The following is a 22,631-nucleotide window of genomic DNA, read 5'->3' as shown; positions in this document are numbered from 1 at the left end:
CTCCAGGGCAGTAGGGCCGGTCAGGCCGCTTCCGCCCAGCGCTCGCGCACGGTGCGGATTGCCGGCAGCTGGGCGACGAACAGGTCGATCAGGACCGGGTCGAAGTGCTTGCCCTTTTGCTGCACCATGTGGTCGATCGCTTCCTGTTCGGTCCAGGCGCGTTTGTACGGCCGGATCGAGGTCAGCGCGTCGAACACGTCGGCAATGGCCACGATGCGCCCGGTGAGCGGGATCGCGTCGCCGGCCAGTCCCTTCGGGTAGCCGCTGCCGTCGTATTTCTCATGGTGGGTCAGGGCGATCTCGCGCGCCAGCGCCAGCATGCCGCCGCCATGTTCGCCGATGATCTCGGCGCCGATCGTCGCGTGGCTCTGCATCACCTTCCACTCGTCCGGATCGAGCGGTCCTGCCTTCTGCAGGATGCGGTCGGGGATGCCGATCTTGCCGACGTCGTGCATCGGCGCCGCGTGCAGCAGGTCGTCTGCTTCCTGCTCGGTCATGCCGGCCGCCAGCCCCAGGATCTGCGAAAAATGGCTCATGCGGATCACGTGCAGGCCGGTCTCGTTGTCCTTGTACTCGGCCGCCAGGCCGAGCCGCTGGACGATCGCCAGGCGCGAGGCTTTCAATTCTTCCATCCGTACCAGCGACAAGTGGGTGCGCACGCGCGCGCGCACCACCGGCGGGCTGACCGGCTTGGTGATGTAGTCGACCGCGCCGGCTTCAAAACCCTCCAGCTCGTCGGCCGTGTCGGACAGGGCGGTCACGAAAACCACGGGAATGGGCGCCGTCAGCGGATTGGCTTTCAGGGCCGCGCAGACTTCATAGCCGTTCATCCCCGGCATCATCACATCGAGCAGCACCAGGTCGGGGCGCTCTTTATTTGCCAGTTCGAGCGCTCGGGCGCCGTCCTTCGCGAACAGCAACCGGTAGTGGTCCTGCAGGATCTGGCGCAGCAGTTGCAGGTTGCTCGCTTCGTCGTCGACCGCCAGGATCAGCGGCTTGGTGCTGGTAGTGCTCATCACATCGTTTCCTGTGGCGCGAAGTTATCGTGTTCGTCATGCTCGCCGAGTGCGGCCAGCGCGGCATCAAGCTGTTGCTGGGCGAGGTCGAAATCGAAATCGGCAAGCGCGGCCTGCACCTGGGTGACGCGGGAGGCGACCGGGTGGCCGCACAGCGCGGCTGCCAGACCGGCCAGCGCGGCGTCGTCGAGCGCGCCGCGGGACAGCGCCGCGCGCAGCACCTTGCCGGCACGCAGGGCGCGCGGAAGATCGGCAGCGCCCGCAGGTGCCGTCTGCGCCGGCACCGCGGCCGGGCGCTCGGCGCGGATCATCAGGAGCGCCGCCGCATGCGCGGCCTCGGCACGGGCCAGGGCTTCCGGCAGCAAGGCCACGCCGGCCAACTGCTGGCCCTTCTCACCTTCGGCCAGCTGTTCGAGCTCGGCCAGCGCATCGGCCAGCAGTTCCAGGCCGATGTTGGCGGCCACCCCACGCGCCTTGTGCGCCAGCATGCGCAGCGACGGGTAGTCGGCGCTGGCGAGGAAACCTTGCAGGAACTGCGGCAGCATCGCGTGCTGGTTGCGGAAGTGTTCCAGCGCTTCGCGCCAGGCGTCTTCCTTGCCGCCCCAGCGCTGTACGCCGCCGCTGCGGTTGAGCACATGGCGCTCGAGTTGCGTCGCCGCGTCATGCCCCGTGTTGCCGGAGCCCAGGCCCAGCACGCGCGCAATCTCGTGCGACAGCGTGACCCAGTCGACCGGTTTCGAGGCGAAACCATCCATGCCCACCTCGGCGCTGGCACGGCGGTGTTCGGGCAGCACGCTGGCCGTCATCGCGATCACCGGGACGCGCGCGCGTCCCGCGGCCAGCGCCTGCGCGCGGATCAGGCGCGTGGCGGAGAGGCCGTCGAGCACCGGCATCTGGAAGTCCATCAGAACCAGGTCGAATTCCTGGCGCGCGGCCATCTCGACCACGGCGGCGCCGTCGGACACCGCCGTCATCGTGTGGCCGCGGCGCGCCAGCAGCAATTGCAGCAGCTCGAGGTTCTGCGGCACGTCGTCGGCCGCCAGCACGCGCAGCACCGGCAGGGCGGCGGCGGTGCGTACGCGTGCCTGCTGCGGCGCGAAGCGCGCGACCAGCAGCGGCAGCACCACGTGGAAAGTCGTGCCTTCGCCGATGGTGCTCTCGGCCCAGATCTTCCCGCCCATCAGCTCGACCAGCTGCTTGCTGATCGTGGTGCCGAGACCGGTGCCGCCGAAACGGCGCGTCATCGAGGCGTCGGCCTGGGTGAACGGGTCGAAAATCGCCTGCAGCCGGTCCTGGGCGATGCCGATGCCGGTGTCTTTTACGCTGAAATGAAGCTTGCCGTCCTGCTGCTCGGCGCGGAGAATGACGGTGCCGGCGGCGGTGAACTTGATCGCGTTATCCAACAGGTTGGTGAGGACCTGGCGGATGCGCAGCTCGTCGCCGCGCAGATTGGTCGGCAGGGCCGGGTCGTAATGGATGTCGACCTGCAGGCCCTTGGCGCGGGCGTTGGCGGCCAGCGTCGAGGACAGCTCGTCGATCAGGGACAGCAAATTGAAATCGTTGACCTCGAGTTCGACCGCGCCTTTTTCCAGTTTGGCGGTGTCGAGGATCTCGTTCAGCAGGCGCATGAGCGAGCGGCCGTTGCTGCGCACCGTGTCGAGGTGACGGCGCTGGTCCGGCGCCAGTTCGCCGTCGAGCAGCACGTCGGTGAAGCCGAGGATCGAGTTCATCGGCGTGCGGATCTCGTGGCTCATGTTGGCGACAAAACTGGCGCGCGCCGCGGCGGCCTGCTCTGCCGCGTCCTTCGCTTCGCGCAGCGCGTCTTCCATCGTGCGGCGCTCGCTGATGTCGAGAATCACGCCGTCGAGCCAGGTCAGCACGCCCGTCTCGTCGTGCACGCCGGCGCCGTTTTCCCACAGCCAGCGGGTCGACCCATCGGCATGCAGCAGGCGGTATTCGACCAGGTAGGGGCGGTCTTCCTGCAGCGCCGTCTGAATCGCTTCCGACACGCGTACGCGGTCGGCGGCATGGATCAGGGCGCCGAAGCAGCGCCGCGGCGGGTTGCCGGTGAAGTCGTGGGCCGGGTAGCCGGCCACACGCTCGACGGCGTCGCTGATGAAGATTATCGGATGCGCGCCTTCGATCCGGCTGCGGTAGGAAATGCCGGGGATGGTGCCGATCAGGGAGCGGAACTGCTGCTCGCTGGCGCGCAGCGCCGCCACCATTGCGCGGCGCTCGCTGATGTCGGTGACGAAGCAGACGAAGAGCTCGCGCTCGCCGAGGCGCGCATGGCCGACGGCGACGCGGATCGGCACCAGGCTGCCGTCGCGGCGCACCGCTTCGACTTCGGCATTGTTCGGCGCGGCATGGGCGCCGCTGTCGCGCAGGTAGCCGAGCAGGCCGCCTTCGTTGTTGCGTTCGGCGTCCCCCATCAGGAGGCGGACATTCCCGCCGACGATGTCGTCGCGTTTCCAGCCGAAGATCTTCTCGGCCGATGCGTTGAATTCCTCGATCGTGCCGTTGCGGTCGACCGTGATCACGCCATCGACCGTGGTGGTGAGCAGGGCGCGCATCCAGGCTTCGCTGCGCGAGAGTTCGACATATAGCTGACGGTAGCGCAGCAGGCCGTTCGCGCCCAACACGACGAGCGTAAACAGGACCGTGATCAGCGAAATCGCCAGCGCCAGGAAGGTCGTGTCGGAAGCGACGCTTGCGTTCGGGTCGACCGTACCCACAAAACGCGCGGCGGCCATGCCGGTGTAATGCATGCCGGTGATCGCGCAGCCCATGACGATCGCGCCCAGCAGCAGGCGCTTGCCTTCGCTCAGGCGGCGCAGGCGGGTCAGGCCGAAGCGCACCCACAAGGCCAGCGTGGCCAGCACGACGGCCACCACGATCGACAGGCCGAAGGTAAATGGATCGTAGCGCAGGTCCAGGCTCATGCGCATGCCCGCCATGCCGGCGTAGTGCATCGCGCCGATGCCGGCGCCGACCAGCACGCCGCCCACGATCAGGCTGCCGGTGCCGATGCGCTCGCGCGCGATCAGGCTCAGCGCCACGTAGGAAGCGCCGATGCTCGGCAGGTTCGACAGGATCGTGATCATCGGGTCGTAATCGACCTGGGTGCACAAATTAAAGGCCAGCATGCCGATGAAGTGCATGGCCCAGACGCCGGCGCCGAGCGCCAGGCTGCCGGTGAACAGGAACAGGGTGCGTTGGCGCGTCTGCTGGCGCGCCTGGCCGGCGATCTGCAAGCCCATCCAGGAGGCGAAAATTGCCACCAGCAACGACAGCACGACCAGCTTCGGATCGTAGATTCCGTAACTGAGCAACGATGGATCGTCGGGCAACATGAAAAGCGACATGGGAATTCCGGCGGAAGAGAGCGCCCGGAACGGGCGGCGTTATCGTCAGTATGACATTTTCCACACGGAAAGTCTTTTTGGAATTGTTGAAATTGCTGAAGTCACAATTAATCTGTCGCGCAGTTGCCACCATATGGACGAGCACGAAAGCACAGCGGGTGGAACGGCTTGGCCGATGCGGTATGCTGGGCACATGCGGGGCACTTATGACGATGTTCCGGACGGGCGCGCTATGCTGATTCGACAAATTCAATGGACGGTGCTGGCAACGGTCCTGTTGCTTGGCGCCGCTTCGGCGCAGGCGGACATGCGCGCCGACACGGGCGGCCCGGCACGCCGTCCCGCTCCCCTGTACATCACGACCGAAACGGCCGCCCCGTCGAGCATGCAGGACAGCCAAGGGCAGGTGGTCGGCATCTCCACCGACAAGGTGCGCGCCGTCCTGGAGCGCGCCGGCCTGGCCTACACGATCGAACTGCTGCCCTGGAAGCGGGCGTACGCCGCCGCGCGCGAGCGCTTTGACGGCTGCGTCTACTCCACCACCCGCACGCCCGAGCGCGAGACGCTGTTCAAATGGGTTGGCCCGATCGACACCGCCGAATGGGTGCTGATGGCGCGCGCCAACCGCCGCTTCTCGCTGCGCACGCTGGAAGATGCGCGTCCTTACCGGATCGGTACCTACAACGGCGACGCGCGCGACGATTTCCTGCGCAGCCGGGGTTTTCGGGTCGACCCGGCGCCGAACGATCTGACCAATCCGCGCAAACTGCTGCTCGGACGGATCGACCTGTGGGCTGCGGCGCTGCGCGCGGGCAGTCCCGTCCTCGAGCAGAACAACTGGGCCGGGCAGATCGTGCCGGTGCTGGTATTCCACCGGCTCGACGTCTACCTTGCCTGCAACCGCGCGGTGCCGGACGACGTCATCGCCCGGCTCAACGGCGCTTTCTCGGCGCTGGAGCGCGATGGCACGATGGGGCGGATCGAGCGTTCGTACGACAGCTGGTCGGTGAGGGCGCCCGCGAAGTAAGCGCGCCCTGCACCCATGCATGCCGCATGGGGGGAGCGCCCGACGATACCTTGACGCTCGCCCGGCAGGACTTCGGATCGCGCTGTTGCCGCGCGCCGGTGGGTTTGCCAGGATGGACCCCGTTCATTCGCGGAGGTCCTCATGCGCCACCTACTTGTCGTTTCCCTGTTCAGCTTTGCCATCGCCTCCGGCACGGCAAGCGCGGCGCCAGACGGCGCCTCGTCCGCCCTGTCGCAGGCCAGCGCGAACCTCTCTGGCGTCGTCGTCGGCGGATCGATCCTGACCGTGGCCGCAGCCGGCAGTGTGCTCGTCGCCAGTGTGCGCACGGTCGGCGATGTGCTCGAGATCGTGCTGGAAAGCGCGGTCGACGCCAGCCGCACCACCGTGCGCGTATCGAGCGCCGCGGCGGGCGGCTTGTCGCTGGCCACCGGGACGGTGCTGGAAGTGGTCGCCGCTTCCACCGGTTATGTGCTGGTCATGTCGGGCAAAGCCATCGCCTTCCTGCCGAACGAAGCGGGCAAGGCGCTGCTGCACCATGCGCGGGCGGTCTAGCATGAAACGGCTGCTGCCAACGCTGCTGTTGGCGGGCGCGTTTGAAGCCCAGGCCGGCCAGGCCTGCGAGGAAAAGCGCTTGAGCCCGGACGAGGTCATCCGGTCGATGGACCTGGCCCAGCGCACCGTGCAGGCGTTGGAGGCCAGCGGCGCCCGGGTGGCGCTGGTTGCGCGCGCCGGCCAGGACCTGAGCCGCTATAAGGTGCGCTACTCGCACATGGGCGTGGTCGTGCGCGACCATCCGCGCGGCCGCTGGACGGTCGTGCACGAACTGAACGACTGCGGGACGGCATCCTCCGGCCTGTATTACGAAGGGATGGGCAATTTCTTCCTGACCGATCTGTACCGCTTCGAGGCGCAGCTGCTCATTCCGGGAAGCGCCATGCAGCACCGGCTGGCGGCGCTGTTCGCCACGCGCACGCCGCTGCGCATGCACGAGGCGCGCTACAACATGCTGGCCTACGTGTACTCGACGCGGTACCAGAATTCGAACCAGTGGGTGCTGGAAACGTTTGCCGCCGCCAGTGCGCCGCCGGGCGAGGTGGCAACCCGGGAGGAGGCGCAAGCCTGGCTGAAAGGCATGCGCTACCAGCCGCCGACCCTGGAGATCCCGGCCTCGGTGCGCCTGGGGGCGCGCCTGTTCCGGGCGAATGTCGCTTTTGACGACCATCCGTTCGATCGGAGGATGGCGGGGCAGATCGATACGGTGACGACGGATGCGGTGCGGCGGCTGGTGCGCGCCGTCGATCTGGAAATGAAGACAATGGTGATTGATAACTAAGCAGCTATCGAGAATGTTCCATGGATGAGCGTGGCGTAGAATCTCGTGCTGTTATCCGATAATAAGCAAGGTACCAGAAACGTTCGTCTCTGCATGCCCCACATCCGAAGGCTTCTGGCTGCTTGAAACTGAAAGCGGGTATGTGGTCTTTAACCTGGAACGAGGCACGCGAATGTATCACGCAGCATTCGGGAAACTTGAACCAGCATTCCTGCATTGGCTTGATCAAGAGCTGCGCTCATATCTCTTGCCTGGCAAACAGGTAGGCGCCTGTTAAAGTTCGCAGAGAATTTAAATCTGGACGCCGCCCTGGCTGGATAAAGCAGGTGGTCGGGCCAACCCGCCTCCAGAAATGCAAAACCCGCGTCCTCCAATGAAGAACGCGGGTTTTTTATATTCGTGCGTTGGTGCCGGGAGCCGGAATCGAACCGGCACGCCTCGCGGCGCGGGATTTTGAGTCCCGTGCGTCTACCTATTCCGCCATCCCGGCAACGCGCCCTGCATTATCGCTGATTTGCATTGCAGCGGCAACACTTTCCCGGCTTGAAAGAACGGCGCCGTCTTCCGCAGGAACCGGTGGGGGTGTCGTTCCCGCCAGCCTTGCCTGCAAGGCGCGCAGGGTCGGGATCGAGCCGGTGACTTCGAGGGCGTAGGGGCCGATGCGCACGCTGACCGACTGGGCGCGCCAGGCGCTGGTGCCGGCCTTGAGGTAGCGCACGCGCTCGGGTCCGGAGAGGGCTTGGGTGAATCCCATTTCGCCGAGTGCGCTGTCGAGCGTGCTGCGCATGTGATGGGCGTGGAAGCGGGTGCTGACGTTGAGCCGGCCCGGGGCATTGGTGCACAGCGGCAGGGCCAGGCCCGCCAGCACCGGCAGCACGATGCAGGCCAATGGTGCATCGGGGAAGGCTGCGCATAGTGCCAGCACCAAGAGCGGCATGCCGATTGCCAGGGTCAGGCCGTAGGCGGTCAGCGGGCTCAGGCCGCGCAGACCGGGACGGCGGGGTGCTTGCACGATTTCCGAGAACATTACGCTTTTCATGTTGTCTCCTCCTGAGGGACGGATCGGGATCGGCAAGGCACTTCTAGCATTGTCGGCCCCGCTTGCGCCCTGGAGTTGACGCGACTCAAACAAGCTGACCGGGTCGCTTGCCATGCCGGGCGTCGTTTCACGGCCAGCGCACTGCTTGTGCCCCAAAAACAAAAGCCGCCCGGGAAGGCGGCTTGCGTGACCTGAGCGGAGCGCTCAGGGCGCGCGCCGGTACAGGCGGAAGCGCTCGTTGCGGTCGGAGGCACGCCGGCCTTCCCACAGCAGCGTGGCGCCGCGCGCCGACCAGCTGCGGAACAGCGTGCGGTCGTCGCGCGTCTTGACGTTGTCCTGCAGCAGCACGTAATCGCACTGTCCGCCTTCGACGCCGACGAACGGCAGGCGCCCGTAGTAGGCGAACGAGGCACGCTGGGCGGCGCCGACATTCGTGTCGATGCAGTTCGCGTCGTGCGGCAGCTGGGCGGCGATCGCCTGCGCCACGCCGGCGTAGCTCTTGCTGTAGTTCAGGTCCGGCAGGAACAGGGTCATCAGGAGCACCCACAGCAGGATCAGGCCGCTCGACGAGAGCACGACGGCGCGCCACAGCACCGTGCGTTGACGCGACACGCGCCAGCGCACCAGCCAGATCCAGCCGATCGATACGGCGGCGGCCACCGTGAAGGCAATGACCCCGAATTCGGGCGTGAAGCCGGGCACCAGTTTCAATGCATTGTGCGACAGCTTGGCCGGCCAGCCGGTCAGCTTGGCGATCCAGAACAGCCAGACCAGGGCCGCCAGCGTCGTCAAGGCCATCACCGAGAACCAGTCGATGGCATTGATCGCCCCGCGCTTCATGGTTGGCAGGCCGAAGGCGGCCATCAGGGCCAGTGGCGGCAGGAGTTTCAGCAGGTCGCCGTTTTCCGGCGACGGGTCGCACAGGAACAGCGTGGTGAGGGCGCCCAGGAGGGTCAGCGGCAGCACGATGTGCAGCATGTTTTCCTGGCGCCGCCAGGCCCAGATCGCCCAGCCGGCGAACGGCCAGGCGGGCCAGAAGAACCAGACGCCGACGCGGAAGAAGGCCTTGATCGACACCCAGCTCGGCAGCGCCAATTGTTCGATATTCGAGCCGAACCAGGCTGCGCCCGGCGACTGGCCATACGGTTGCACCAGGCTGGCAGGGAGGATCCACACCAGGGTCAGGGCCAGGGCCGCGGCGCTGGCCAGGGCCGCGTGGCGCAAGGCAATACCGGGTGGGATATGGAAGAAGCGCGTGCACAGCAGCAGCGCCAACAGCAGGGCCAGCGGCGACAGCGGGCCGCGCGTCAGCGCCAGCGCGCCCAGCGACAGGCCGACCAGGGCGGCATTGCGCAGGCTTGCCGTCTCGATGTAGCGCACCGCGCGGTACAGGAAATAGGCGACCAGTGAACCTTGCAGCGTGACGGCCAGCGTTTCGTGGCTGTAGAGCAGCAGGCCGAGCGAGCCGAGGTAGACCAGCACCGTCGTGTCGGCCAGCGTGCGGCCATAGGCGTCGGGCTCGGGCTGGCCACCAAAGGCCAGGCGCAGCGGCTGCGCTTCGGGACGGCGGCCGAGGTGGAAAGCGGTGTACCAGAGCGACATGCCGCCCATCACGAAGATGCCGAGGTTCGACACGCGCGCCGCCAGCACGTCGCCCAGCAGCCAGCCGAACAGCTTGATGCAGACGGCGCCGAGCCAGAAGGTGAGCGGACCGTCTTCCAGGGCCGGCAAGCCGGCGATATTCGGATACAGCCAGTCGTCCAGGCCGCCCTTGGCCATCGTCCACATGATCCCGAAACTGCCTGCGTCGTCCTTCCACGGATCGCGGCCGATCAGGCCCGGCAGGATATACAGCAGGCCGAGCGCGAACAAGGCCCAGCGTGGCAGGGCCAGCGTGGCGGCGGCGGGGAGGCGGACTGGTTTCATCGATAAGTCTGATGTGTGAAATTAATGTCGCGCTAGTATAGCGGCTGGATATAAAGGCGAAAAAAAAGAAGCCGGAACGGCTTCTTTTTTTGAGACCCTGCGGGCTTTTGTATTTAACCCTGGTCGTTCGCGATGGCAGTCTTCGAACCGACGGCGCCGAACTTCTGGCGGAACTTCTCGACGCGGCCAGCGGTGTCGACGATCTTGTGCTTGCCGGTGAAGAATGGATGCGATTCAGCCGACACCTCGATCTTGACCAGTGGGTAGTCTTTACCTTCGAAGTTGATCGTTTCGCGGGTGTTGATGGTCGAACGGGTGACGAATTTGAAGTCGCACGACACGTCGTGGAAGACGACGTCGCGGTAATCTGGATGGATTTCGTTTTTCATGGTTCTGCCTTGGGTAGGGTTGGTAGCCAAACAGCACTTCGTCGGTCGTCTTGCTTCGTGACCCGATTGCCGCTCACTTGCCAGGGTTGAGGTCTTGCTGAACCGACGATTATAAGCCGCGCTGCGCCCCAAGGCAAGCTTTTGGCGGCCTGCTGTCGCGTCACGCAAATAAAAAATGGCGACCGAAGCCGCCCTTGTGGGGATGCTTTAAACGGTATTAACCGCCGCGGCGCATCATGTCGAAGAATTCGATATTCGTCTTCGTCGCACGCATCTTGTCGAGGATGAACTCCATCGCTTCGATCTCGTCCATCGAGTACAGCAACTTGCGCAGGATCCAGATCTTTTGCAGCTGGTCCGGCTTGATCAGCAGTTCTTCGCGACGCGTACCCGACTTGTTCAGGTTGATCGCCGGGTAGACGCGCTTCTCGGCCAGGCGGCGCTCGAGGTGCACTTCCATGTTGCCGGTGCCCTTGAATTCCTCGAAGATCACGTCGTCCATGCGCGAGCCGGTTTCGATCAGGGCAGTCGCGATGATGGTCAGCGAACCGCCTTCTTCGATGTTGCGGGCGGCGCCGAAGAAACGCTTCGGACGCTGCAGCGCGTTGGCGTCGACACCACCGGTCAGTACCTTGCCCGAGGCCGGGATCACGGTATTGTAGGCGCGTGCCAGGCGGGTGATCGAGTCGAGCAGGATCACGACGTCCTTCTTCATTTCGACCAGGCGCTTGGCCTTTTCCAGCACCATCTCGGCAACCTGCACGTGGCGGGTGGCAGGCTCGTCGAAGGTCGAGGCGACGACTTCGCCGCGCACCGAACGCTGCATCTCCGTCACTTCTTCCGGGCGCTCGTCGATCAGGAGGACGATCAGCGTCACGTCAGGGTGGTTCGAGGTGATCGCGTGGGCGATGTGCTGCAGGATGACCGACTTGCCCGACTTCGGCGAGGCCACCAGCAGGCCGCGCTGGCCTTTGCCAATCGGCGCGATCAGGTCGATGATGCGGCCGGTGATGTTCTCCTGGCCGTTCATGTCGCGCTCGAGGCGCAGCGGATCGGTCGGGTGCAGCGGCGTCAGGTTTTCAAACAGGATGCGGTGCTTCGAGGCTTCGGGCGACTCGCCGTTGACCTTGTCCACCTTTACCAGGGCAAAGTAGCGCTCGCCGTCTTTCGGCGTACGCACTTCGCCTTCGATCGAGTCACCCGTATGCAGGTTGAAGCGGCGAATCTGCGACGGCGAAATATAAATGTCGTCGGTCGATGCCATGTAGCTCGCATCGGGGGAGCGCAGGAAGCCGAAGCCGTCCGGCAGGACTTCGAGGGCGCCATCGCCGAAGATCTGCTCGCCGGATTTGGCGCGCTTCTTCAGGATCGCGAACATCAGTTCCTGCTTGCGCAGGCGCGCTGCGTTGTCGATGTCGAGGCCGATGGCCATCTCCAGCAGCGCGGAGACGTGCATTGCCTTCAGTTCAGATAAGTGCATGTTGTGTGGGTGTCCCGTGACGGGAAGTAAAGGTAGGGGAGGGAACTGCGTGGGTTAATAATCAAGTTGGGAGCGGTCGGAGCCGACCGGATTCCCGTCCGGACAATGGCGGCAGTGCGGGCGCACTGCCGCCGCTATGCGATCTTAGATATTGCTGTCGATGAAGGCCGTCAGCTGGCCCTTGGCCAATGCGCCGACTTTTTGCGCAGCGACTTCGCCGTTTTTGAACAGGATCAGGGTCGGGATGCCACGGATGCCGAACTGGGCCGGTACGGCCTGGTTGGCGTCGACGTCCATCTTCGCGATCGTGATCTTGCCGTCATATTCCTTGGCGACTTCTTCGAGGATCGGGGCGATCATCTTGCACGGACCGCACCACTCGGCCCAAAAATCGACCAGTACCGGGCGCTCGGACTTGAGCACGTCGGTTTCGAAAGAAGCATCGCTGATGTGTTTAATGTTTTCGCTCATGTTTTCCTCAAAGAGAGGTAAGGATCAATGTACGCCTGGAGACGATGCTGTTTTGCAGCTCATCCAGCTTCCGATTGCGAGTAAAGCTGGCTGCAGCACAATGGTGGAGGCAGTGTGCGCGAACTCAATATTGGAAGGTCGTCTGGAGGACGTCAGGCGGGGGATTTAGGCCGAATAATACCTTATTTTCCCAAAAGGTGTTCGGTCGTTTGTACAAAATCTTAAGTACTTCAACGCGCTACAGCCGAGCGCAACTGGTCCAGTGCGATCGGTTTGCGGAAGATACCCGCCACGCGTAATCCCAGCACCCGCGCCAGTTCGCCGGCCGCGTCGCGTACTCCGGAATCCATTCCTGACAGCAGGATCACGTCACCGCGAAAGCCGCGTTCGGCCGCTGCCTGCAGGAATTCGATGCCATCCATGTCGGGCAGCGCCAGGTCGCAGATCAGCACGTCCGGCGCTTGCTCAGCGAGGGTCGACAGGGCATGGCGGGTGGTGGCTTCGGTATACACGTCATGCACGCCGATGGTGTGCAGCATGTCCTCTAACATATCCAGCATGAAACGGTCGTCGTCGAGTACCAGCACACGGGGCGGTGGGTGATTGCCTGATACGGCGAGCATATTCATACAATTGGTTCCGGGGAATTATTGACTGGCAGCGATTATGTGCGAGAACTGGTGTTCTTGGAACATTATGTTCAAAATATTCGCGTCAGATGGCTTTGCCTTGAAGCCACGGGGCATCGATACACCGTAGCGAGCGGAAGGAGTGCCGGCTGAGAAGCGGAGCTGTACGAAAAGTACAGCGAGCATCGCAGGGCGGCACTACGACGCGCAGTAGGTTTATCGATGTCCCCTCAATTAACGCTGCCGGTAAACTGAATCAGGTGACCCGGATGCCACATCGTGACGACCGAGGCCACACGGCCCTCCGACGTCGTCCTGCGCTTGAGCACGAGGCAGGGCGTGCGGCCGTCGATGCCGAGCAGCTCCGTCACTTCGCGTGGCGCCGCCAGGGCTTCCAGGCTGTAGGTCGCGCCTTGCAGGGGGGCGACCGCCATCAGGTGTTCGTTCGGGGTGATACTGGCGAAATCCTGCTCCAGGTAGGCCGGGGCGCAGGCCGGATTGACCCAGCGGTCCTCGAGCTGGATCGGCACCTCGTTTTCGAAATGCACGATCAGCGAATGGAACAGCGGCGCGCCGGGGGCCAGTCCGAACTGCAGCGCCAGCGCTTCGGCGCCCGGCGCTTCTTCGAGCAAGTGCAGGCGGCTGGCGTGGCGGTGTCCGCGTGCGCGCACTTCATCGGCGATGCTGCGGATCTCGACCAGGGTCGCCTGGTACTTGCGCGGCGCGACATAGGTGCCCGAACCCTGGCGCCGCGTGAGTACCTGTTCGGCGGTCAGTTCGCGCACGGCGCGGTTGACGGTCATGCGTGAGACGCCGAACAGGCGCACCAGCGCCTGTTCCGACGGCACCAGGTCGCCTTCTTTCCAGCGCCCGGTGGCGATTTCGCCGACCAGGTAGTCCTTGATTTGCTGGAAGATGGGGATGCTCGCTTGCGCGCTCGATTCGTCCAAACTGCTCTCCGAAAGGCGATAATGTTGGCTGTTGAATGGTCCGATTCTAGCATCGCGAATTCGAAAGCAAGCGGCGAGGTGCGTACCGGCCTGCGAGCTGGCAGGATGACGTCATTCACCTCTGACCGGATTGCGCCATGAAAATCGAGACCATCGCCGAACCCTATGCCAGCATGGATGCGCGCTGGGCCGCTGTGCAAAGCCGCGACCTTGCTGCCGACGGCGTCTTCTTTTACGCGGTGCGCACGACCGGCGTGTATTGCCGCCCATCCTGCGGCGCGCGCTGCGCACTGCGCGCCAACGTCACCTTTTACACCAGCTGCGCCGATGCGGAATCGGCCGGCTACCGGGCCTGCCTGCGCTGCCGACCCGACCAGCCGCCTGTGGCCGAGCGCCAGGCGCAGGCCGTGGCCGCAGCCTGCCGCATTCTCGACGCGCTTGAGGCCGCACCGGACTTCGACGCGGTCGCGCAGGCGGTCGGCATGAGCCGCTTCCACTTCCAGCGCGTGTTCAAGGCGCATGCCGGCGTGACGCCGAAAGCGTATGCGGCGGCGCGCAGGGCCGCGCGCGTGCGCGCTGCCCTCAGCCAGGACGGCACGGTCACCGATGCGCTGTATGCGGCCGGCTTCAACTCGAGTTCGCGCTTCTATGCCGGCAGCGAGGCGATGCTGGGCATGGCGCCAGGCAGCTTCAAGGCCGGCGGCGCGGGCGAATCAATCCGGTTCGCGGTGGGCGCCTGTTCGCTCGGGGCGATCCTGGTGGCCGCGACCGAACGCGGGATCTGCGCGGTGCTGATGGACGACGACCCGGAGCTGCTGGTGCGCGACTTGCAGGACCGTTTTCCGAAGGCGCGCTTGATCGGCGCCGACGCCGGCTTCGAGCGCACCGTGGCGCAGGTGGTGGGCCTGGTGGAGGCGCCGCGCATCGGCCTGGACTTGCCGCTGGACGTGCGCGGCACCGCGTTCCAGCAGCGGGTCTGGGCGGCCTTGCGCGCGATTCCGGCGGGTGAAACGCTCAGCTATACCGTTCTGGCGCAACGCATCGGTTCGCCGGCGGCGGTGCGCGCGGTGGCCGGGGCGTGCGCGGCCAATCCGGTGGCGGTGGCGATTCCTTGCCATCGGGTGGTACGCAACGATGGTGGCTTGTCGGGCTACCGGTGGGGAATCGAGAGAAAGGCCGCGTTGATTGAACGCGAGAAGGCGTAGGCCTCAGCGCTTCTGTGCCTCCTGCGCCAGCGTCTTCGCCAACCGCGCCCGCCCGGCATCGGCATAGCTGGCGCTCGCTTCCGGATGCGCCGTCACCAACATATCGCAGGGCAGCGCCGCCACGCGCGCAATCGACTGTTCGACATCGCGCTTCGCATGTGGATAGGAGGCGCTGCCGCTGTAGCGAAAGCTGCCGGCGCCGAACGCGTTCAGGCTGTCCGCATACACCATGTTCAGCGTCTTGTTACCCTCGGTGGCGGTCCAGCTCCGGCTCATGCCGCCTTGCGTGTGGCCCGGCGTGTAGTGCGCTTTTACCAGCAGCGGGCCGAGTTTGACAAGCTCGCCGTCGGCCACCGTCTTCACATTGGCCACCGGCGCCATGTCCGGCAGGTCGCCGAATTGCGGATCGCCCTTGTCCGCCTTGCCCAGGCGAGGAGGAGGGCGAGTCGTTTCAAGGGATTCCTTTTCGGTTGATGGAATTGCTATGGCGAAATCATAACGAAAAAAGGCCGGGAGAAGAGCCCCGGCAGTGTCCAAGCCGCAGTGAGTTCGCTACACTCATGTTTTGCATTTCATAAACGTATAACGGAGAGTCCATGCAGCCCAGCCTCAAGCAGTGTTCCGCGTTCGTCCTTGCCGCCCTTGCCGTCATGGGCGCGCAGGCTGACACCGTGATTGTCAACGCCAACGGTTACACGCTCAACGCCAAGGGTGACCTGGTGCAGTTCGCCGCGCTCGCTTTCGACGACAAGGGCAAGATCCTGGCCGTCGGCACCGCTGCCGAGGTGGCGGCCAAGGCGCCCGGCGCGCGTCAGGTGGACTTGCAGGGTAAAACCGTGCTGCCGGGCCTGATCGACGCCCACGGCCACGTGTTCGGCCTGGGCCAGATGCTGACCCAGCTCGACCTGTCGCAGGCCACGTCGCTGGAAGGCGCCCTGACATCGATCCGCGACTACGCGCGTGCCAACCCGAACCAGGCTTGGCTGCGCGGACGCGGCTGGAACCAGGAAAACTGGAAGCTGGGCCGTTTCCCGACCGCCGCCGACCTCGATCCCGTCGTGGGCGACAAACCTGTCTGGTTCGAGCGCGTCGACGGCCACGCCGGCTGGGCCAACAGCCGCGCGCTGGCCGCGGCCGGCATCACGGACAAGACGCCTGACCCGGTGGGCGGCAAGATCATGCGCGACGCTGCCGGCCGTGCGACGGGCGTGCTGGTCGACGCGGCGCAGGAATTGGTGACAAAGGTCATGCCGCCGCAAACGGAATCCGAGGCCCGCGTTGCCCTCGACCGCGCACTTGGCGCGATGGCCAAAGTGGGCATCACCAGCACCCACGACGCCGGTCTCGGCGTGGCCGAAGACCGCCTGTACCGCGCCTATGCCGACGGGGACAAGCTGACTGCGCGTATCTACGGCATGATCGGCGGGACCGAAGCCGACTTCGACGCGCTGGCCAAGAACGGCCCCCTGAAAACCTACGGCAACGACATGTATGCGCTGCGTTCCGTCAAACTGTATTCGGACGGTGCGCTGGGCAGCCGCGGCGCCGCGCTGATCAAACCTTACAGCGACGAGGCGCATTCGCACGGCCTGTTGTTCTACAAGCTGGACAAGATGGACGCGATGATGAAGAAGGCGATGGCGCGCGGCTACCAGGTCAACGTGCACGCCATTGGCGACGCCGGCAACAAGCAGATCCTCGACATCTACAAGAAGGAGCTCGTTGCCACGAAAAGCGCGGCCCAGCGCCACCGCATCGAGCACGCGCAGGTGGTGACGCTGGATGACATCGTGCGTTTCAAAACGCTGGGCATCATCCCGTCGATGCAGCCGACCCACGCCACTTCCGACAAGAATATGGCGGAAAGCCGCGTCGGCGCCGAGCGCATCAAGGGCGCGTATGCCTGGCGCAGCTTCCTGCATCAAGGTTCGCGCATCGCCTGCGGTTCCGACTTCCCGGTCGAGTCGCCGAACCCGTTCTTCGGCATCCACGCGGCCGTCACGCGCCAGGACGCATCGGGCCAGCCGATTGCCGGCTGGTACCCGAACCAGGCCATGTCGCTGAAGGAAGCCTTCCGCTGCTTCACGCTTGACGCAGCCTATGCGGGCCACGCCGAGAACAGCCTGGGCTCGCTCGAGCCGGGCAAATGGGCCGACTTCATCGTCATCGACCAGGACTTGTTCACCATGCCGACCTACGACATCCACAAGACCGGCGTGCTGCAGACCTGGGTGGCGGGCAAGGCGGTGTACCGGAAACCGTAACACGCCGACGATATGGGTTGACGCAGTTGTATAGACAAGTCTAGACTCTCGGAGCGTTGAGGGTTTGCGGAAGGGCCGCGGCCCTTCCTTTCCTTCCAGGAGCTGCCATGACCCAAGAATCGTCCCAGATTGTCGATCCGCGCTTCGATCCGACGCGCACCATCCGCGCCCCGCGCGGCACCGAGCTTTCCTGCAAGAGCTGGCTGACCGAAGCTGCTTACCGCATGCTGCAGAACAACCTCGACGCGGAGGTGGCCGAGGATCCGCAGCGCCTGGTGGTGTATGGCGGCATCGGCCGCGCTGCGCGCAACTGGGAGTGCTACGACCAGATCCTGGCGTCCTTGCGCACCCTGGAAGACGACCAGACCTTGTTGATCCAGTCCGGCAAACCTGTCGGCGTGTTCCAGACCCACGAGAACGCCCCGCGCGTGCTGCTGGCAAACTCGAACCTGGTGCCGAAGTGGGCCACCTGGGAGCATTTCAACGAACTCGATCGCAAGGGCTTGTTCATGTACGGCCAGATGACGGCCGGCAGCTGGATCTATATCGGCACCCAGGGCATCGTGCAAGGCACCTACGAAACCTTCGCCGAAGCCGGGCGCCAGCATTTTAATGGCGACTGGGGTGGGCGCTGGATCCTGACCGCGGGCCTGGGCGGCATGGGCGGCGCGCAGCCGCTGGCGGCGACGTTTGCCGGCGCCGTGTCCTTGACCATCGAATGCCAGCAAACCAGCATCGATTTCCGCCTGCGCACGCGTTACCTCGACAAGCAGGCGCGCGATATCGACGACGCGCTTCGCCTGATCAAGGAACACACTGGCAAGCGCGAGGCGGTCTCGATCGGCCTGCTCGGCAACGCGGCCGACATCCTGCCCGAACTGGTGCGCCGTGCCCGCACCAAGGGCCTGGTGCCGGACATGGTGACCGACCAGACCTCGGCCCACGACCTGATCCACGGCTACCTGCCGCAGGGCTGGACGGTCGACGAATGGAAGGCGGCGCAAGCCGACCCGGCGCAACACGCGCGTTTGAAAGCCGCCGCCGCCGCATCGTGCGCAACGCACGTGAAAGCCATCCTCGACTTCAACGCGCTGGGTGCGCACGCGGTCGACTACGGCAACAACATCCGCCAGGTGGCGCTGGACGAGGGCGTGCAGAACGCATTCGACTTCCCGGGCTTCGTGCCGGCCTATATCCGGCCCCAGTTCTGCGAAGGGCGCGGGCCCTTCCGCTGGGTGGCGCTGTCGGGCGATCCCGAAGATATCTATAAAACCGACGCCAAGATCAAGGAGCTGTTCCCGCAGCACGCGCAGGTGCACCGCTGGCTCGACATGGCGCGCGAACGCATCGCCTTCCAGGGCTTGCCGGCGCGGATCTGCTGGCTGGGCCTGGGCGAGCGCCATCTGGCCGGCCTGGCCTTCAACGAGATGGTACGCACGGGCGAACTGAAGGCGCCGATCGTGATCGGGCGCGACCATCTCGATACCGGCTCGGTCGCCAGCCCGAACCGTGAAACCGAGAGCATGCGCGACGGCACCGACGCCGTCTCCGACTGGCCGCTGCTGAACGCCTTATTGAATACCGCCGGGGGCGCGACCTGGGTCTCGCTGCACCATGGCGGCGGGGTCGGCATGGGCTACTCCCAGCATTCCGGCGTCGTCATCGTGGCCGACGGCACCGAGGCGGCTGCAAAGCGCCTCGCCCGCGTGCTGGTGAACGACAGCGGCTCGGGCGTCATGCGCCATGCCGACGCCGGCTACGAAACCGCCATCGCCTGTGCCAAGCGCACCGGCCTGAACCTCCCGATGATCGACGCAGGCACACAATGAACAACGCATACCACGGCTGGACCCTGCAACCCGGGGCCATGACCCTGTCCGACCTGCGCGCGGCCTGGGCTGCGCACTTCCGGGTCAAGCTGTCGCAGGACGCCGCCGCGCCGATCGCCGCCTCCGCCGCACTGGTCAAGACCATCGTCGACAAGGGCGATCCGGCGTATGGCATCAATACCGGTTTCGGCATCCTGGCCAAGGCCCACATCCCGAACGAGCAGCTCGAGCAGCTGCAGCGCAACCTGATCCTGTCGCACGCGGTCGGCTGCGGCGAACTGATTTCGGATGCGGTCGTGCGCCTGATCCTGCTGACGAAAATCGGCAGCCTGGCGCGCGGCTATTCGGGCGTACGTCCGCTCATCATCGACACCCTGATCGCCCTCTACAACGCCGGCGTGATGCCCGCCATTCCCGTGCAAGGTTCGGTCGGCGCCTCGGGCGACCTGGCGCCGCTGGCGCACATGACGCTGGCGATCCTGGGCGTCGGACCGGTGCGCTACAAGGGCCGGATCATGGATGCCGGCGAAGCGCTGGCGCTGGCGGGCATCGAGCCGGTGACGCTGGCCGCGAAAGAGGGCCTGGCCCTGATCAACGGCACCCAAGTGTCGACCGCACTTGCTTTACATGGTCTCTTTATGGCCGAACGCCTGGTCGAAGCGGCGATGGTCACCGGCGCCTTGTCGGTCGACGCCGCCCGCGGCAGCGATGCGCCGTTTGATGCGCGCATTCACGCGGTGCGCGGCCAGCCGGGCCAGATCGCCGCCGCCGCCATCTACCGCGAACTGGTGAAGGGCAGCGCGATCCGCGCTTCCCACCTGGTCGGCGACGAGCGCGTGCAGGACCCGTACAGCCTGCGCTGCCAGCCGCAGGTGATGGGGGCGGTCATGGACCTGGTGGCCAATGCCGGCCGCACCCTGCTGATCGAGGCGAATGCAGTGACGGACAACCCGCTGCTATTCCCTGAGGATGGCGCGATCCTCTCGGGCGGTAACTTCCACGCCGAGCCGGTCGCTTTCGCGGCCGACACGCTGGCGCTCGCGATTGCGGAAATCGGCGCGCTGGCCGAACGCCGCATCGCGCTGCTGATCGACGCGCATTTGTCCGGGCTGCCCGCCTTCCTGGTGCGCGAGCCGGGGCTGAACTCCGGCTTCATGATTGCTCACGTGACGGCTGCCGCGCTGGCCTCGGAAAACAAGTCGCTGGCCCATCCGGCCAGCGTCGACAGCCTGCCGACTTCGGCCAACCAGGAAGACCATGTCAGCATGGCGACCTTTGCGGCGCGCCGTCTGGGCCAGATGGCGCACAATACATCGGTTATTGTCGGGATCGAGCTGCTGGCGGCAGGACAGGGAATCGAGTTCCACCGGCCCCTGGCCAGTTCCGAACACCTCGAACACGTGCATGCGCAATTGCGCAAGCGTGTGGCGCCGTTCGACGCCGACCGCTTCTTCGCGCCCGATATAGAGGCGGCGCGCCAGATGGTGATCGAGGGCGAGCTGTCCGCGTCCTGCAAGGAATTATTCACAGTCTTACATCCTTAACTCAGCAGGAGTCGTAATGGATTTTCGGTTCAAGGCAGGCGACGCACCGATGCTGCTCTCGATGCCCCACGTGGGCACCGACATTCCCGACGAGGTGGCCGCGCACATGGCGCCCTGTGCACTGGCGACAGCCGACACCGACTGGCACCTGGCCGAACTCTACGACTGCGCGGACCGCCTCGGCATCTCGACGCTGGCGGCGCGCTGGTCGCGCTATGTCATCGACCTGAACCGCCCGCCCGAGAACACCAACCTGTACCCGGGCCTGGACACGACCGGCCTGTGCCCGGTCGACACCTTCGGGCGCGACAGCCTGTATCAGGAGGGCCGCGTTCCCGACCAGGCCGAGGTCGAGCGCCGCTTGACGGGCTACTGGCAGCCCTACCACCAACAGCTGCGCGCCGAACTGGCCCGTCTGCTGGCGCTGCATGGGCGCGTGGTGCTATGGGATGCGCATTCGATCGCGTCGACCGTGCCGCGCTTCTTCGAAGGCCGCCTGCCGGACCTGAACTTCGGCACCGCCGAAGGCAAGTCCTGCGATCCTGGCCTGGAGAATGCGGTCGTTGGCGTCGCGCGTGCCCAGGAACGCTTTTCCATTGCCGTGAACGGCCGTTTCAAAGGCGGCCACATCACGCGTTTCTATGGCCAGCCGAAGGAGGGGGTTCACGCGATCCAGCTCGAGATGTGCCAGTGCCTGTACATGGATGAAGCGTCGCCCTTTGCGTACCGACCGGAAGTGGCGGCAGATGTCCAGCCGCTATTGAGCGACATGATGGGAGCCGCGCTCGACTGGGTGCGCGCATGAACGCCCTGTTCGCGCGCCATGCCTTGCTGCCCGAGGGCTGGCAGGGCGACGTGCTCATCGAATGGGATGCGCGCGGCAATCTGACGCGCGTCGCACCCGGAGCGCGTCCGCCAATCGGCGTCGCCCGTGCCGATTACGTCGTGCCGGGCATGGTCAACCTGCATTCGCACGCTTTTCAACGCGCGCTGGGCGGCCTGACCGAAAAAGCGGGCGATGGGCCGGACAGCTTCTGGACCTGGCGCGACCTGATGTACCGCTTCGCCGCTCACATCACACCCGAGCAGATCGAGGCGATTGCGGCCCAGCTGTTTTCCGAATGCCTGCGTCATGGCTATACGGCGCTCTGCGAATTTCACTACATCCAGCACGACCCGGCAGGCAGCCCGTATGCGCGGCCGGCCGAGATGGCCGAGCGCGTCGCCGCCGCCGGACAGCAGGCCGGCATCGGGCTGACGCTGCTGCCGGTGTTGTACAGCCATGGCGGCTTCGGCGCGCAGCCATTGACACCGGAACAGGCGCGCTTTCGTACCGATGTTGACACCGTGCTGCGCATCGTCGAGGCGCTCGAGCCGCTGCGCGGCGGCCAGCTGGAAGTCGGCGCGGCGCCGCATTCGCTGCGTGCGGCGGGTGTCGACCAGATCCACGAACTGATGGTGGCGTTGCCGAAGGAGCGGCCGCTGCACATCCACATTGCCGAGCAGCAGCGCGAAGTGCAGCAAAGCCTGGACTTCAGCGGGCGCCGGCCGGTCGACTACCTGTTCGATGAAGTGATGATCGATGCCCGCTGGTGCCTGGTGCATGCGACCCACCTGAACGCGGGCGAAGTGGCGCAGCTGGCCGCCAGCGGCGCAGTCGCCGGCCTGTGCCCGACGACCGAGGCGAACCTGGGCGATGGCCTGTTCCCCCTTGGCGATTACCTGGCCGCTGGCGGACGCTGGGGCATCGGCAGCGACAGCCATGTGTCGCACAGTCCGGTCGAGGAACTCCGCTGGCTCGAATACGGACAGCGATTGTTCAAGCAGCGCCGGAATATCGCCGCCACGCCGACAAGGCGCGACGTGGCGCTCAACCTGTGGCAGGATGCACTCTCGGGTGGCGCGCAGGCGGCCGGGCGTCCGGTCGGGGCCTTGGCGCCGGGGCGGCGGGCCGACCTGCTGGTGCTCGACGCCGCGCACCCGAACCTGGACGGCGTAGGCGACACCGATGTGCTGGGACGTCTGGTATTCTGCGGCAACGACAATCTGGTGCGCGACGTACTGGCCGGCGGACGCTGGGTGGTGCAGGGCGGGCGCCACATGGCGCAGGAAGCAATCGGGCGCCGCTACCGGCAAGCCATTCAACAGTTGCGCGAGGTATGAG

The 22,631-nt window shown here is 65.5% G+C and carries 19 protein-coding genes and 1 tRNA gene; 9 read left to right on the top strand and 11 right to left on the bottom strand.

Annotated features, from left to right (window positions below):
* Positions 1-20 precede the first annotated feature (20 nt).
* Both ACHAC9_RS05310 and ACHAC9_RS05305 read right to left on the bottom strand, forming a co-directional pair.
* Positions 21-1,016 carry a response regulator gene (locus ACHAC9_RS05310; protein WP_435757858.1) on the bottom strand — a complete coding sequence of 332 codons (996 nt, stop codon included), beginning with the start codon at positions 1,014-1,016 and terminating at the stop codon, positions 21-23.
* A complete protein-coding gene (locus ACHAC9_RS05305) occupies positions 1,016-4,381 on the bottom strand; it encodes an MHYT domain-containing protein (RefSeq protein ID WP_435757856.1) in 3,366 nt (1,121 codons plus the stop codon). Before ACHAC9_RS05305 ends, ACHAC9_RS05310 begins: the two co-directional genes overlap by 1 nt.
* Positions 4,382-4,613: 232 nt before the next feature.
* Here ACHAC9_RS05305 and ACHAC9_RS05300 point away from each other — a divergent pair, with 232 nt between their 5' ends.
* The 3 genes from ACHAC9_RS05300 (at position 4,614) to ACHAC9_RS05290 (ending at position 6,741) form a co-directional block, all read left to right on the top strand.
* A complete protein-coding gene (locus tag ACHAC9_RS05300) occupies positions 4,614-5,408 on the top strand; it encodes a substrate-binding periplasmic protein (protein WP_435757854.1) in 795 nt (264 codons plus the stop codon).
* 141 nt (positions 5,409-5,549) lie between these two features.
* The gene (locus tag ACHAC9_RS05295; RefSeq protein WP_435757852.1) at positions 5,550-5,960 is read left to right on the top strand and encodes a hypothetical protein; all 411 of its coding nucleotides are present in this window, start codon (positions 5,550-5,552) and stop codon (positions 5,958-5,960) included.
* Between the two features lies 1 nt (position 5,961).
* Positions 5,962-6,741, top strand: coding sequence for a DUF2145 domain-containing protein (locus ACHAC9_RS05290; RefSeq protein WP_435757850.1), 780 nt, complete (start codon positions 5,962-5,964; stop codon positions 6,739-6,741).
* A 405-nt stretch (positions 6,742-7,146) separates the two neighbouring features.
* Here ACHAC9_RS05290 and ACHAC9_RS05285 read toward each other — a convergent pair.
* The 8 genes from ACHAC9_RS05285 to hutC form a co-directional block, all read right to left on the bottom strand.
* A tRNA-Leu gene (locus ACHAC9_RS05285) sits at positions 7,147-7,231 on the bottom strand.
* Positions 7,214-7,780, bottom strand: coding sequence for a hypothetical protein (locus ACHAC9_RS05280; protein WP_435757848.1), 567 nt, complete (start codon positions 7,778-7,780; stop codon positions 7,214-7,216). Before ACHAC9_RS05280 ends, ACHAC9_RS05285 begins: the two co-directional genes overlap by 18 nt.
* A gap of 204 nt (positions 7,781-7,984) precedes the next feature.
* On the bottom strand, positions 7,985-9,706 hold the full coding sequence (locus ACHAC9_RS05275; RefSeq protein WP_435757846.1) for an ArnT family glycosyltransferase: 1,722 nt from the start codon (positions 9,704-9,706) through the stop codon (positions 7,985-7,987).
* A 113-nt stretch (positions 9,707-9,819) separates the two neighbouring features.
* Complete coding sequence (locus ACHAC9_RS05270; RefSeq protein WP_435757845.1) at positions 9,820-10,095, bottom strand: type B 50S ribosomal protein L31; 276 nt, start codon at positions 10,093-10,095, stop codon at positions 9,820-9,822.
* 217 nt (positions 10,096-10,312) lie between these two features.
* Positions 10,313-11,575, bottom strand: a complete 1,263-nt coding sequence (gene rho / locus ACHAC9_RS05265; RefSeq protein ID WP_435757843.1) for a transcription termination factor Rho — start codon at positions 11,573-11,575, stop codon at positions 10,313-10,315.
* Between the two features lie 144 nt (positions 11,576-11,719).
* Positions 11,720-12,046, bottom strand: a complete 327-nt coding sequence (gene trxA / locus ACHAC9_RS05260; protein ID WP_056343349.1) for a thioredoxin TrxA — start codon at positions 12,044-12,046, stop codon at positions 11,720-11,722.
* A 230-nt stretch (positions 12,047-12,276) separates the two neighbouring features.
* Positions 12,277-12,675 (bottom strand): response regulator, encoded by a 399-nt coding sequence (locus tag ACHAC9_RS05255; RefSeq protein ID WP_435757841.1) that lies wholly within the window; start codon positions 12,673-12,675, stop codon positions 12,277-12,279.
* A gap of 230 nt (positions 12,676-12,905) precedes the next feature.
* Positions 12,906-13,625 carry a histidine utilization repressor gene (gene hutC / locus ACHAC9_RS05250; RefSeq protein ID WP_435757839.1) on the bottom strand — a complete coding sequence of 240 codons (720 nt, stop codon included), beginning with the start codon at positions 13,623-13,625 and terminating at the stop codon, positions 12,906-12,908.
* A gap of 137 nt (positions 13,626-13,762) precedes the next feature.
* Between hutC and ada the strand changes: the two genes are divergently transcribed.
* Complete coding sequence (ada, locus tag ACHAC9_RS05245) at positions 13,763-14,830, top strand: bifunctional DNA-binding transcriptional regulator/O6-methylguanine-DNA methyltransferase Ada (protein ID WP_435757837.1); 1,068 nt, start codon at positions 13,763-13,765, stop codon at positions 14,828-14,830.
* 3 nt (positions 14,831-14,833) lie between these two features.
* On the opposite strand, the gene ACHAC9_RS05240 is transcribed toward ada, so the two are convergent.
* Positions 14,834-15,211, bottom strand: coding sequence for a hypothetical protein (locus tag ACHAC9_RS05240; RefSeq protein WP_435757835.1), 378 nt, complete (start codon positions 15,209-15,211; stop codon positions 14,834-14,836).
* Positions 15,212-15,426: 215 nt separating this feature from the next.
* Here ACHAC9_RS05240 and ACHAC9_RS05235 point away from each other — a divergent pair, with 215 nt between their 5' ends.
* The 5 genes from ACHAC9_RS05235 (at position 15,427) to ACHAC9_RS05215 (ending at position 22,630) form a co-directional block, all read left to right on the top strand.
* Entirely contained in the window at positions 15,427-17,094 is a 1,668-nt protein-coding gene (locus ACHAC9_RS05235) for an amidohydrolase (RefSeq protein ID WP_435757833.1), read from the top strand.
* A 107-nt stretch (positions 17,095-17,201) separates the two neighbouring features.
* On the top strand, positions 17,202-18,923 hold the full coding sequence (gene hutU, locus ACHAC9_RS05230; RefSeq protein WP_435757831.1) for a urocanate hydratase: 1,722 nt from the start codon (positions 17,202-17,204) through the stop codon (positions 18,921-18,923).
* A complete protein-coding gene (gene hutH / locus ACHAC9_RS05225) occupies positions 18,920-20,467 on the top strand; it encodes a histidine ammonia-lyase (protein WP_435757829.1) in 1,548 nt (515 codons plus the stop codon). The genes hutU and hutH overlap by 4 nt, the downstream gene beginning before the upstream one ends.
* 16 nt (positions 20,468-20,483) lie before the next feature.
* Positions 20,484-21,272, top strand: coding sequence for an N-formylglutamate deformylase (gene hutG / locus ACHAC9_RS05220; protein WP_435757827.1), 789 nt, complete (start codon positions 20,484-20,486; stop codon positions 21,270-21,272).
* The gene (locus ACHAC9_RS05215) at positions 21,269-22,630 is read left to right on the top strand and encodes a formimidoylglutamate deiminase (protein WP_435757825.1); all 1,362 of its coding nucleotides are present in this window, start codon (positions 21,269-21,271) and stop codon (positions 22,628-22,630) included. Before hutG ends, ACHAC9_RS05215 begins: the two co-directional genes overlap by 4 nt.
* The last annotated feature ends 1 nt before the right edge of the window (position 22,631 follow it).

Origin of the sequence: Massilia sp. CMS3.1 (genome assembly GCF_051262535.1) — a bacterium.
Classification (GTDB): Bacteria; Pseudomonadota; Gammaproteobacteria; order Burkholderiales; family Burkholderiaceae_D; genus Telluria.
This window is presented reverse-complemented; position numbering and strand designations above follow the sequence as displayed.

Bases quoted from the DNA above. Each gene is read 5' to 3' on its own strand.
- ACHAC9_RS05310 (WP_435757858.1), bottom strand. From the start codon at position 1,016: ATGAGCACTACCAGCACCAAGCCGCTGATCCTGGCGGTCGACGACGAA.
- ACHAC9_RS05280 (WP_435757848.1), bottom strand. From the start codon at position 7,780: ATGAAAAGCGTAATGTTCTCGGAAATCGTGCAAGCACCCCGCCGTCCC.
- ACHAC9_RS05275 (WP_435757846.1), bottom strand. From the start codon at position 9,706: ATGAAACCAGTCCGCCTCCCCGCCGCCGCCACGCTGGCCCTGCCACGC.
- ACHAC9_RS05270 (WP_435757845.1), bottom strand. From the start codon at position 10,095: ATGAAAAACGAAATCCATCCAGATTACCGCGACGTCGTCTTCCACGAC.
- ACHAC9_RS05290 (WP_435757850.1), top strand. From the start codon at position 5,962: ATGAAACGGCTGCTGCCAACGCTGCTGTTGGCGGGCGCGTTTGAAGCC.
- ACHAC9_RS05305 (WP_435757856.1), bottom strand. From the start codon at position 4,381: ATGTCGCTTTTCATGTTGCCCGACGATCCATCGTTGCTCAGTTACGGA.
- ACHAC9_RS05235 (WP_435757833.1), top strand. From the start codon at position 15,427: ATGCAGCCCAGCCTCAAGCAGTGTTCCGCGTTCGTCCTTGCCGCCCTT.
- trxA (WP_056343349.1), bottom strand. From the start codon at position 12,046: ATGAGCGAAAACATTAAACACATCAGCGATGCTTCTTTCGAAACCGAC.
- ACHAC9_RS05240 (WP_435757835.1), bottom strand. From the start codon at position 15,211: ATGGCGCCGGTGGCCAATGTGAAGACGGTGGCCGACGGCGAGCTTGTC.
- ACHAC9_RS05215 (WP_435757825.1), top strand. From the start codon at position 21,269: ATGAACGCCCTGTTCGCGCGCCATGCCTTGCTGCCCGAGGGCTGGCAG.
- hutU (WP_435757831.1), top strand. From the start codon at position 17,202: ATGACCCAAGAATCGTCCCAGATTGTCGATCCGCGCTTCGATCCGACG.
- ada (WP_435757837.1), top strand. From the start codon at position 13,763: ATGAAAATCGAGACCATCGCCGAACCCTATGCCAGCATGGATGCGCGC.
- hutH (WP_435757829.1), top strand. From the start codon at position 18,920: ATGAACAACGCATACCACGGCTGGACCCTGCAACCCGGGGCCATGACC.
- ACHAC9_RS05295 (WP_435757852.1), top strand. From the start codon at position 5,550: ATGCGCCACCTACTTGTCGTTTCCCTGTTCAGCTTTGCCATCGCCTCC.
- hutG (WP_435757827.1), top strand. From the start codon at position 20,484: ATGGATTTTCGGTTCAAGGCAGGCGACGCACCGATGCTGCTCTCGATG.
- ACHAC9_RS05255 (WP_435757841.1), bottom strand. From the start codon at position 12,675: ATGAATATGCTCGCCGTATCAGGCAATCACCCACCGCCCCGTGTGCTG.
- rho (WP_435757843.1), bottom strand. From the start codon at position 11,575: ATGCACTTATCTGAACTGAAGGCAATGCACGTCTCCGCGCTGCTGGAG.
- ACHAC9_RS05300 (WP_435757854.1), top strand. From the start codon at position 4,614: ATGCTGATTCGACAAATTCAATGGACGGTGCTGGCAACGGTCCTGTTG.